This window comes from Pedobacter africanus (assembly GCF_040548825.1).
Classification (GTDB): Bacteria; Bacteroidota; Bacteroidia; order Sphingobacteriales; family Sphingobacteriaceae; genus Pedobacter; species Pedobacter africanus_A.
In genome coordinates this window covers 1,016,751-1,028,207 of the sequence record NZ_JBEPSL010000001.1, presented here as the reverse complement: position 1 = coordinate 1,028,207, position 11,457 = coordinate 1,016,751, and the positions used below count along the sequence as shown (strand labels likewise).

Genomic DNA, 11,457 nt, shown 5'->3' with positions numbered 1-11,457 from the left:
TTTTAGCTCATCAACCATCCTGAATACGTTTCATAGGTTTATTTGTTTTTTTATCAAACCGTACCCCGCCAGGCCCCAGATATGTCCGCCCATCGTCAGAGTCCAATCTCGCATCGGGATCTCCACGTTCTACCTTCAATCTGTAGAGCTGCTCTCTCAGTGTGCTCATTTTCTTTGCATTTTCACCTGCTTTCATCATCGCCTCATGCAGTTTCTTGGTATCATATGCCTGACCGACTAAGGGAATTTCACCGAAAACTTTTTCTGCAAAATGCTCAACACCTTCTTCTGCAGCATTCATCGCAGCACTACTTTTATCACCTCTGTAAAGGTCATAAATTGAGGCCAGAGCCCAACCCACTATAGGAACAACGCCTAAAGACTCGGATTTGGCTTCTTCAAGGGACTTCTCCAGCTCCGGCTGCAGTTTCCTGATTTCCGATTTTACTTTGAAAATATCATCGTCTATATCTTCAGCAGTACGCTGCTTAGCCACTTCAATGATATCATCATCAAAATCGACCGATACAGGTTCAGGCTTTGGTTTAGGCTTGGGAGGTATACGAATCGGCCCGGCATCAACCAATGGCGGGGCAGAGAAACTAAGTTCACCAGGCGTTGTTTCTTTTACGGTGTCTGCACGGCTACCTACTCGCCATGCAAGTTGTTCCCAATAGGCGTTGCCTGGAATAATCGCGATCACATCCGGGGCATCATTGGGCAGTAAAAGTGTATATTCTTTACCCCTAATAAATTTTGTATACTGTGCTTCAGGCTTATATGCAGCTCCATCCCAAAGCCCCGTAAGTGGCGGACTGCTTGATTGATGCCCAGATGTATCGGTTAAAACAATTGGATTGTTCCGCGAAAATGCAAATACATTTGTACCGTCTGCCAGGCCTATCGGATCTGCACTCAGCCATCTGGCCATCCAGGGCATATAATATCGTGCGCTATGATAAGACAAGCCTGTTTCCTCGTCCCTTTCCATACCAGCGTAGCGGTAACGCTTAGCAGCAGCTCTGATCTCTGTGCTACGCGCCTGATAAGCTGTTGTACCATAAGGATGGTATTCCTCATAAGAAATTATCCTGGCAGTATCGTCTAATTCAAGAGCAGCCGAGCCTAAATGGTTATGTAGCTGATAACACGATAACCTTGTCCCTACCCGATCTGAAGGAACAGCACCAGGTTCCATATTCTTTGTAACGGTATCAACCATTACAAAACGATGCCCTTTATCCAGCAGGCTAAGTGTACTTCGCTCAAAAATCAGCTCATTTTCCTTGTAGGTTTTGTAACTCTCATAACCTTCTATATAAATACGTTCCTCTTTTTTTGTGGGAACATTTCCGGCGGCTGCCTGGTTTTCGGTTATCTTCCGGAGACGCTGTCCGCTGCCATCATACTGATAATAAGTAATTACAGGTATCTGGTCATCCGTACAGTGTTGCCTTATCGTAAGTACCATCTCTTCTTTAAAATTCCAGTTTATTTTTTCAAGATGGGGCAATGTTTCTATAAAGCCATGCGGGTTATGGTGCTTATAGGATGTGAAACTCACAGGGTTACCATTATCACCAATCCGGGTACTTTTTAGCCAGTTGTTGCTGGTTTGGTATTCGTAGTTTCGGGTCCAGTTTCCCGCCCGGGCAAGGTGTTTCATTTGCAGAATATTACCTACCGCATCATAGGCAAAGTGCTGGCTGTAATTTCTTACCGCCATTGGGTTAACAGGGTTTAGCACATGCATAAATGCTTTATCGTTCCAGTTATCACAGCCACCAAAGCCCGGCACGATATCATTTTCTTTACCTGTTGCAGCTATAATTCTATAAAGCGCGTCGTAAGTATACTCGTTCTTTGCGATGATTGCCTGATTGCTGTAGAACTGAACAGGTTGCGCCTTATCCTCAATACAGGTAATATTGCCTACAGCATCATAGGTGTAATACAAATCCTGCAGCAGTTCATTATTTTTTCTCCTGGTCTCCAGGTGTCTTAAACGCAAGGTCTCTTCATCATAAATAAAGCGGGTAATTACATCATTGCCATAAATAATTTTGTTGCGCTGGCCATGTTCATTATAGTCAATATCTTTAATATAGGTAGTTGTAACAGCAGAATGATGATGTATTACCTCCTCGCCATCCAACAACCCGGCCTCATTATAGGAAGGTAAAATAACAGCCCCGTCGGGTGTAATCTGCCTGATTATTCTTCCAAGGGCGTCTGTATAGGTAGTATGAGTAAACACATCATTTTCCAGGTCATTGACCAGGTTATCATCAGTCCAGTTAGCTACTTCTTTGTATTTGCTAAAAAACTTTCGGCTGGTATGCAAAGGCTGCCCTTTAAAATCATATTCCGGCGTAGTTACAAGCCCCCCAGTATCATAGTGCTTAACCGGCTTTCCCCTCAGATTTTTTCGTTCAGGTTCAGCTTCGTGCTCACCATAAAATATCCGGTTAAAAGTGTGGTTAAGCACAGCTCCCTCCCCTCCTTTAACTTTGGTTTCAATTGGACGGTGCAACACATCATAAAAATATTGGAACTCATAGTCCCGCTCATCCCAGGTATGTAAAGGACTGCCCATAATATCAAGCATCAGCCAGCGCCGGCCAGCATCCATGCTGTGCTGATATACCAGGTTACCTAGCATATCATATTTGTATTGCATTACCGCATTGCCCTTAAACCCATTTTCGGCCAACTCCCTGGCATCTATAACACTGCGTAGATGTCCTTCTGCATCAAGCACAATTTTGGTACTATAATATTCGTCTATGCCAGTACTGGTATCCCTATTGTGCTCAACGGACAATACCGGTCTGCCCAGCGTATCAAAATGCAACACCTTAGGTGTGCTGGCATGTTTGGCAGCTTTAACTGCTGCTACTTGCGCATTCAGATCAGTAATAAAATCGGTTCTTCCACTATCAGTCCGTTTTAAATACCATTCACTATCCAGTATGTTATCGTTGGCATCATAAACAGCTTGTTTCCACGAATCAAACACTACTTTAGTATAGCTGCCATCAGGCATTTCAGTTTTGATCAGACGTCCGGCAGCATCATAAAACAAAATTGAGGTAATGCCCGTTTCCACCAGCTCTTTTTCGTTTTCAAATTTTGGGGAAACAGAGAAAAACGGCTCATATTGTTTTACTGCATTACCTTTGTTGTTTTTAATTGTACGTCCATTGCCAATCCAGCGCAGTTGTCTGGCATTGCCTCCAGCAGAATTATTGGTATCAACACGGTCAATAATAATCGTATCACCTGTACCAGACCTTACATAGTTTGCCCATCCAGGTTCGGCCTGCACTTTTTTCATAATTACCTCGCCTAAGCCATTGACGTATTCAAAGCTAAGCTGAACATCACTTTCAGGATTAAGCTGCCCATCCTCGCTACGGTAATGTATTTCTCTTGTTATTGTGGCCACCACAAATGGCTGCCCATTTTGAGCATAGTTGTCAATATTATATATAAAACGCGTAGTGGCACGTTGCAACAATTGTTTCGCTATGTTTTGTAGGCTGACTGATTCACATATCCCGGGGGCATCGGCAACAGTAAAAAAATGATTAATGCCCGCTTGTTCATTTTCCGTAATTTCTTCCTGTCCGAACAACTCATCAGCCTGTGCCCCTTTCCCCATTACCGCCATTGCTTTTACAATCCCCAGCTCATCGCTGATCGTTTCTGATAAGTTATTGTTACTGTCAATCATACGTTGGGGAGAAAGCGTACGGAAGTTAAAGTCAACTACGCCCGTCTTGTTCCCCAATGCGTCTTCCGTTTCTTCTACAAACAGGAAATAAGTACCATCATATTTTACTTTGGTTACCGCACCATATGGATCTTTATGGGAAACGGGGGTATAAAAACGGTTTTTCGCAACCTGTTCGTCTTCACTGTCTTTTATAAAATGCATGGTACCAGAGCGTACCCACCAATTCGCATCCATTGTCCCGTTTTCGTCAATAACGTGGGTAAATCTGCCCTCTGCCATTAACGTTTCCAATGTGCCGTTATCTGCTTTATCTTTATAAATATCCTTAAGCAGTTCAGGTGTATATGCCAGTTGATAGCTTTCGTATGGCAGAGCTAAAGATGTCATTTTTCCCAAGGGCAGCGGATCAGTAAGATTACTTTTGTAAAAAAGTGACCGGGTATGCGCTATCGGTCTCCTCTGGGCCTTTCCGGCAACAGCTGTTATATCAAACTCTTGATAGCTAACTATGTCCGATCGGGTATCAAGAAGAATATCAGCAAAATCTTCCGGAGAATAGTAATCGTTAGTTTTAATAACTCCCCTTAGCTCAAATGTGTTCACTTCCGAATGCAGTGGCAATCGGTAGGTACCTGGTGTGATCACCTCATTGGTAAACTGATTTTGTGTATAGGTAATTACAGTTTTCTGCTGCGCATCCCGGGTTGTTTCAGGTAAGGATGTTTCAATATTGGATATCCGCCTGGGATAAACAACAGCAGCACTCTCCAGTACATTTCCATATTTATCTAAACTGATATTGAGCTTATGAGCAATACAGGGGTCATCGGCCTCCCTTTCGTAGCGGTAAGTAATAGTTTCACTTTCATTTATTGTAAATATCGCATGCTGGTTTTTCCCTTTGGGCTGAACCAATTCGATGAGGCAATTAGACGATACTACAGAAAATGGGATTTTTTCCCTTTGTAATGCTGCCTCGGTATTGCCAAAAGTAGCAGCGTCTTTGGCAAATACTTCTGATCTCAATATCATACCCTTACAGGCACGCATGGCTTCGTGCCATTCACCTGGCGTAAGGTGCCCCAATGCTGAAACATCAATACCTGAAGCAGCTACCAGTCGTGTATCGGGCAAATTCTTTTCCCGATGTGTATACACAGTACCCAACTTTTTCAGCTCCGCATACCAGTAATCGGCCTCAAACTGATTTAATATTGTCCCATCCTTTGAAAAAGCACCGGTGTGATACCACGTTTTAGTTATCACAGGCTCCTGATGTAACCTGGCTTCTGTAACATTTGCAGCCCCCTCTCTTTTCCAATGTTCAAAAAATTCAGTATCTGTTTGTTCTACCATACCAAATCCCCTGAACTCCCGTTCGGTGTGATCATAATAACCGTGATGGTATTTGTACCCTGTAACAAATTTGTATCCGGATACCTTATCCTCTGTAACAGTCTTTGAAACACAATGGACAGGAAAGTGCAGTTTGGTAACCCATGGACTTCCGGCCAGTTTATCCTCTATATAGAATTTAGTAGAGGGGCTGTATTCTAAAGATACTTCCTTTCCGAGATTGTTTTTATAGGAAACCATAATGTGCGGTTTCTTACTGTTCATCAGGTCGATATATTTTAGTGGCGCATGTGCATCTTTTGCCAGCGGACTGGACCAAACAATACAGGCAACTCCATTCCCCAATAGGTCAGTTACCGTTATACGGGCTTCATTTTGAACCTCAGGAATTACCTCTATTTCAAATGGGGCAATGCTAAAACGGTTACCGCTGAGATTTTTCCAGCAGCTGAATTTATTATTACCCAAATAAACAATGTCACTGGTACCGGAACCATCTATGTCGGCCAGGTAAATGTATTGTGGGTTAAATGCATCGGGATGATCAAAAACAGGAGTTTGATCCATGGTCACTTTTGTCCCAAATTTGCCGTATCCCAAATTTGGCCAGTAACACACTTCTCCGTTCCTGATGCGTAATATATCTGTCATGCCATCACCAGACATATCAGCCAGATAAATGCTTTGTTTGGCATCCGAAAACACCATGTGGGGCCCAGCTTCTTCATCAAATGACTTGAGGGTCTTTCTTGCCGTTGCAAAGCCTTCCCTGCCTTCAGAGGCATACCATGTAAAAACATCATCCTCCGATATCAACACCTCAGGTTTTCCATCGCCGTTAAGGTCCAATAATCTTATGTTGGCATCTCCAAAGTCAACATTCGGCATTGCTTTGAAAGGACGAAAGCACTGCCAGTCGCCATCATCACCCAATTCAAAAAAACCTGTTGGGGCAGTACCAAAACTGGTCAATTGTTTTCCTCCATCACCGTCCAGATCTGTTAGCGTCAAAGTAGTTCCAAGGCCGGCAAATGAAGGCCTGGAACAAACCATTTGAGCGGGTTCAAATACGGCATTCCCTAAATTATGTTTGTAATACCAGCCATTAGCCTGTTCGGTCAAAATACCAGCCAGTCCTTCATTGTACAGATCAGTGAATTGATATTGGTATTCACCCAATCCAACAGGAGCATGAATGAGCGCATCAGGTGCAACTGTTTTTATATCCTTGTTCCATTCGTGCTTTTGATAATCAAACACCATAGAAGGAAGCCTTTTATGAGCATAAGAACCATCTGATTTTTTTATATAACCGTATGAAGTTACCTTTTTCAGGAAAGTAAAATCCTGTTCAGCTGCCGTGTCGTATTCAAAGTTGACAGACCTGATCAGCGTTTTTTTATCCAACTTATCCAGCCTTAAAGCCAACTCTTCAAAAACATGAAATAACAATACTCTTTTACACAAACGGGTCGTCCTGATTTCAAACCCTGCTTTGTAGTCAGAGAAAGCGTCAATCCGGAAATCCCAGTTATTGATGGTTTCAACAGCGTCATTGGTGTGCAGGGTGCCATAGTCAAAAACAGTCTGGAACAGATAGTCTGTTTCCGAAGGCAGTGGATCCCCAAACCGTTCGTAAGGGGTTTTATTACCATAAAGGATTTTATCGGGATAAAGATTGGTATAAGTGATCAGGTTGCCTTTGATCCGATTGCGGTTGTGCAGTGAAGATACTTCAATACCGGAATTGTCCTCTTTTTTGTAAATATATTGTGAACAATTTCCCTTATCATCAAATACAAATTCGGGTAGCCATTCAAATATTTTGCTTTCATCTTGCGGATGGGTAATTCTTGCGTTAATGGTCCAGCCAAACAGAGTAGTAATATTATCCCGGGTAGTTACCCTCCATTTTTTTTCGTCAGACACCTTATTGCTCCATCGTTCTATCCGTGCAAACAGACCTTCGATACGCGGCTTGTAGCGCCTGATGGTAAACAGCCGGTCTGCAGAGTCTGTTTCAACGACGGTGTATTGGCCTTCATCCAGGATGAAACATCCGTCTGTGTCTTTTTTAAATTCGGGCACAAGGTCTTCAGCTTCCGAAAACAGAAAGATATCCGAATCAGCGGCATCCAGATATTGAGGTAAGCCCTTTTCAGTCTTTCTTTTGATAGAAGACAATCCCAAATTCCAGCCCAATCCGAAAATGCCATTACCAGAGCCAGAATTATAAGACAACCCTAATGTAGGAACTACCCCACGGGCAGGAGAAAAAGGTAATGGAATAGACAACGAAGCTGTGCCATTCACTGCATTTACAGCAAATTTTTCATCTATCCCCTTTAGCGCCCCACCTCCTTTAGGCAACGAGATTGAAGGTATTTCTATTGCATTTGATGGAGTTTTGCTGCCATCTGTCGCTAGGAACTGGTCGTTGACGTCTTTTAACATATTCATAAAATTTAAATACGCTCACCTCCAGTCCATTACACGTTAAACGAATGATTAATTTAATATACAGTTATTTTTTCAAATGCCAATTATTTGTTATCTATTTTCATCAAAAGTGCGAAAGTAATTTTCAGTTCTTCCAGGTTTTTATTTCGCGAGTAAATTGCAGACTGCTTCTTCAATATTGGGGTATTTTATAAATCAGAGATCAACGGCTGTAATAATTCTTCCTATATTGGCCTGGTCATATTAATTTGCAAATACCATGAAGTACTTATGTTATATCTTTTTATCATTTTTAATCATTGCCTGCAGTAAACCAAAAAAAATAGATCTATCAAAACTAAGCCTGAAAGAACCGATTGAAAGTGTAATCGATTTTAAAGATAAAAATGCGCTTGAAGTAAACACCGTCGAATACCCATTTTGCTTCCTGATTGAAGGAAAGGCATCAGGACAATTCATATTTGATGGAATTGATTTAAAAGGGCAAAAAGTGTTTTTTCAGGTTAATGCCGAACGGTTGAAAACAGACAGCATTACCAAATTTGGAGGTGGTCATTTTGCGATGCAGGGATTTAAAGACAAGGCAGAGCTTACCAAAATTTTGAAAGAATATCAAGCGAACGACAATATATATGGATTCAGAGTGGAAATGAAGTCCCCGGATCTAAAAAAAGAGATCCTGAAAAAACTGGAGGCCCGATATGGAAAGGGAACTAAGAATCCTAATACAGATCACGGATTATATTGGAACGTAAAGAAGGAGAATAAATATGTTTTTTATGCCCCAGACTATGACCGGCTCATTGTACTGAACAGCACTGATTTATCAAAAACGTGTTATTGGGACACGATGAATGGTCTTATAGATTTTGGAGGGTGTAACAATGAAGCGTACACGAAAGACTTAACGAAGAACCGAACAGATCCAAAGGACATAAAAAACAAACCGGTCTTAAAAATTGACAAAAATTGGAATATCAATGACCTTAATCTGGGTACTTCAACGGAAACTGACTTTCTTAAGTCTGCCACCAGCAAAAATTTTGAAAGAATGATCACATCAGACTCAAATGGAAATTTACAGGAAGTTATACATGAAAATAAATACAATAATTTCTATTTCTACTTTACAGCAGGTAAAAACGGGGAAAATGATCAAAAGAATAACATACTAAAAGGCTATTCCATTAATGACTTTAATGGTGTAGCTGTCTCGTTTGAAAATCAACTAAAAACAGGGATGAAAGGAGAGGATATCTTAAAAGTGATTGATAAAAAGGATATCATTGGAGATATAGCATTAAAATATTCTAATACCATCGAAATTAAAAACCCTGTTTATAAGATCAATTTAATATTTGATGACAACAAGTTGTTTTCAAGTATGTACGTGCTAAAGAAAGAATAATTTAGATCGTGTAACCAGGGAATAGACTTATGTTCTTCTCTCTTCTTATTTCCGCTTGTACTATTTCTATGTTAGTTTTTCCTCTTTGCGCTTCTCTTCCTGTTATTCGTTCTTGTGGAATTTTTGCAAATCTTGGGGAACAGACTTATGTTCTTCTCTCTTCTTATTTCCGCTTCTACTATTTCTATGTTAGTTTTCCTCTTTGCGCTTTTCTTCCTGTTATTCGTTCTTGTGGAATTTTTGCAAATCTTGGGGAACAGACTTATGTTCTTCTCTCTTCTTATTTCCGCTTCTACTATTTCTATGTTAGTTTTCCTCTTTGCGCTTTTCTTCCTGTTATTCGTTCTTGTGGAATTTTTGCAAATCTTGGGGAATAACGATCTGTCTCAAATAAATTGATAAATAATCAAACCTATTAAAACAATTAAAATGAACAGTGTAAAGTAACTGTTATATTCAGTCAATGTTATTTTATGTTCTGGATAAACCACATTCCATTTACCAGAATTAGCAAAGTCGGTAAGCATCGTGGGGGTTAGTGGAATTCTCTTAACCTGTTCATTCGCTCGAGGGAATAAACTGATACTTGTCCAGCTGCCCTCCTCTTCTGAATGAAAATACCACAGATAACCAGTCATATCAACTGAAAATTTTTCAGCATACGCTGTCATCATTTCGTGAAAATCATCTCCCCTCATTCCTATTTCATCGCATACATTCGTTTCCGGACTAATTTCATCCTCAAGAGATTGATCCTTTAAAAAGTTAATAATATCCTCTAAAGTATATTTCATAGACTACGTGCGCAGCAATGATATGTATAATTTTCTAATTCTGACTTTTCCACTTACAGGGTTATAATTCGAATGCACAAGTCCTGATTATCTTTTTATTCCTTATTGCTCGTGTAATCACTATCTTGGTCATAAGAATCAATTAATGAGCTCAAAACAAAAATATCTAAGACCGGCTATTATAACGCTCCCGGCATTAGTCTTCATCGCTTCGCTAACGCAGAAGGCATTCAGCTATCAGTATGTTCAAGTAGAAACAACTGATGGTTTATCACTCCTGCTGACGGGCGGAATAGCCTGGATTGGTGGTGGTTTGTTTGAGTCATTAATCTGGATAGCCAATCCCATTGCATTGATCGCTGCCATTCGATTCCTGAAAGAAAGTAATCCTGTGGTTAAGATAGAACCTGTTCTGAAAACGCCGCTTCCAAAGCCCAAACCGAATAGCTATTGGCTTTCCGCATTAGCAGCAATGATCGCCTGGTCATTCAGTCTCTGGGATGAAGTACTAGCTGCTGAAAGCGGCACAATGGGTAAGATTTTAAGCCTGGAACCAGGTTACTGGCTTTGGGTATCCAGCTTCACTTTACTGACAATTGGAATCAATTATTACCATTTCCGGATTAGCAATACTTAAACTTTCCAAAGCAAATCCTGGTATAAATCGATGAACATCCTGGCAAGATTAAGGAGTTAAAATGCGGATTCACTAGTAATCATTTGCCTAAATCTTTTCTATATTAGATTGATCTAAATACGTTATCAAAATGAAAACAATATTACTCTCAATACTTCTTAGTGTGTCATTAATGGGTGCTAAGGCGCAATTTGTTGCATTAAACGCCCTGATTAGATATGTAAGTATGCCTGTGGCAGATGTAACTGAAGAAATTATTTCAAGAAAAGGCTGGGAGTTAAGCGAATCAAAAAATCAAGATGGTACTGCAACTTTAAAATTTGAAGGTAACGGCAATAATAACTCTACCATAATCATAGAACAGGTTGATGATAATGAAAATGAGGTTTTCTTTATTTGTGATAAAATTAATTATGATCTTTTGACTAAATCCCTGCTTGCACTCAACCCAACCTTTGTAGGTTCAAAGGTTACAAAGCAAGGTAACATAGTTAAGACATATGATGGAAAAACTTACGGTTATGCTGTGACTATTGCTCCAAAATCATCGTTTTCTTTTCAGATATATAAAAGAAAAGGCAGTCTGTTAACGAAGGATGAAAATGACGATCGGCTTTCTATTCATAAAGGTGATGGTGGTTCTGGTTTTGGAGAAACGCCAATTGCACTAAGGAAATTTACTAATCTTGTTTTACCTGAAGATGATGGTCAGCAAATGGGAAAAATTGCTGTAAGGTTAAAAATTAACAAAAATGGGACGGTAATAGACGCTACACCCGGTGTAAAAGGCACCACCCTAACTGACCGTGAATTATGGCAAAAATGTAAAGATGCAGTGATGGGTGCCCGCTTAGAACAATCAGAATCTGCCCCAAATGTTCAGATAGGTATCGTTGTTTTCAATTTTAAAATAAAATAAAAAACACTGATTGCCATCCAGCCTTTCAAATTATCCGGAGCCCCCGATCAATACACTACCCACTACCGCGAATTGATCAAAATTATAAAATCAAAACTTTAACCATTTGTAAGCATTCTGACAAAGTCTATAAACGCTATAAAA

General features: G+C 40.4%; 5 protein-coding genes. 3 read left to right on the top strand and 2 right to left on the bottom strand.

Going from position 1 to position 11,457, the window contains the following annotated elements; genetic code table 11:
- Window positions 1-10: 10 nt before the first annotated feature.
- Complete coding sequence (locus ABIE26_RS04120; RefSeq protein WP_354375075.1) at window positions 11-7,549, bottom strand: SpvB/TcaC N-terminal domain-containing protein; 7,539 nt, start codon at window positions 7,547-7,549, stop codon at window positions 11-13.
- A 265-nt stretch (window positions 7,550-7,814) separates the two neighbouring features.
- Here ABIE26_RS04120 and ABIE26_RS04115 point away from each other — a divergent pair, with 265 nt between their 5' ends.
- Window positions 7,815-8,963, top strand: coding sequence for a hypothetical protein (locus tag ABIE26_RS04115; RefSeq protein WP_310139716.1), 1,149 nt, complete (start codon window positions 7,815-7,817; stop codon window positions 8,961-8,963).
- Between the two features lie 386 nt (window positions 8,964-9,349).
- Here the strand turns inward: ABIE26_RS04115 and ABIE26_RS04110 are convergent, their stop codons facing one another.
- Window positions 9,350-9,757, bottom strand: coding sequence for a DUF1493 family protein (locus ABIE26_RS04110; protein WP_310139719.1), 408 nt, complete (start codon window positions 9,755-9,757; stop codon window positions 9,350-9,352).
- Window positions 9,758-9,902: 145 nt separating this feature from the next.
- On the opposite strand from ABIE26_RS04110, the gene ABIE26_RS04105 reads away from it, so the two are divergent.
- Both ABIE26_RS04105 and ABIE26_RS04100 read left to right on the top strand, forming a co-directional pair.
- Window positions 9,903-10,394, top strand: a complete 492-nt coding sequence (locus tag ABIE26_RS04105; RefSeq protein WP_310139721.1) for a hypothetical protein — start codon at window positions 9,903-9,905, stop codon at window positions 10,392-10,394.
- Window positions 10,395-10,524: 130 nt separating this feature from the next.
- Window positions 10,525-11,313, top strand: coding sequence for a hypothetical protein (locus ABIE26_RS04100; protein ID WP_310139723.1), 789 nt, complete (start codon window positions 10,525-10,527; stop codon window positions 11,311-11,313).
- Window positions 11,314-11,457 lie beyond the last annotated feature (144 nt).

What these genes read in the sequence shown, in the direction of transcription:
- ABIE26_RS04110 (WP_310139719.1), bottom strand. Translation starts at nt 9,757, where the DNA reads ATGAAATATACTTTAGAGGATATTATTAACTTTTTAAAGGATCAATCT.
- ABIE26_RS04120 (WP_354375075.1), bottom strand. Translation starts at nt 7,549, where the DNA reads ATGTTAAAAGACGTCAACGACCAGTTCCTAGCGACAGATGGCAGCAAA.
- ABIE26_RS04105 (WP_310139721.1), top strand. Translation starts at nt 9,903, where the DNA reads ATGAGCTCAAAACAAAAATATCTAAGACCGGCTATTATAACGCTCCCG.
- ABIE26_RS04100 (WP_310139723.1), top strand. Translation starts at nt 10,525, where the DNA reads ATGAAAACAATATTACTCTCAATACTTCTTAGTGTGTCATTAATGGGT.
- ABIE26_RS04115 (WP_310139716.1), top strand. Translation starts at nt 7,815, where the DNA reads ATGAAGTACTTATGTTATATCTTTTTATCATTTTTAATCATTGCCTGC.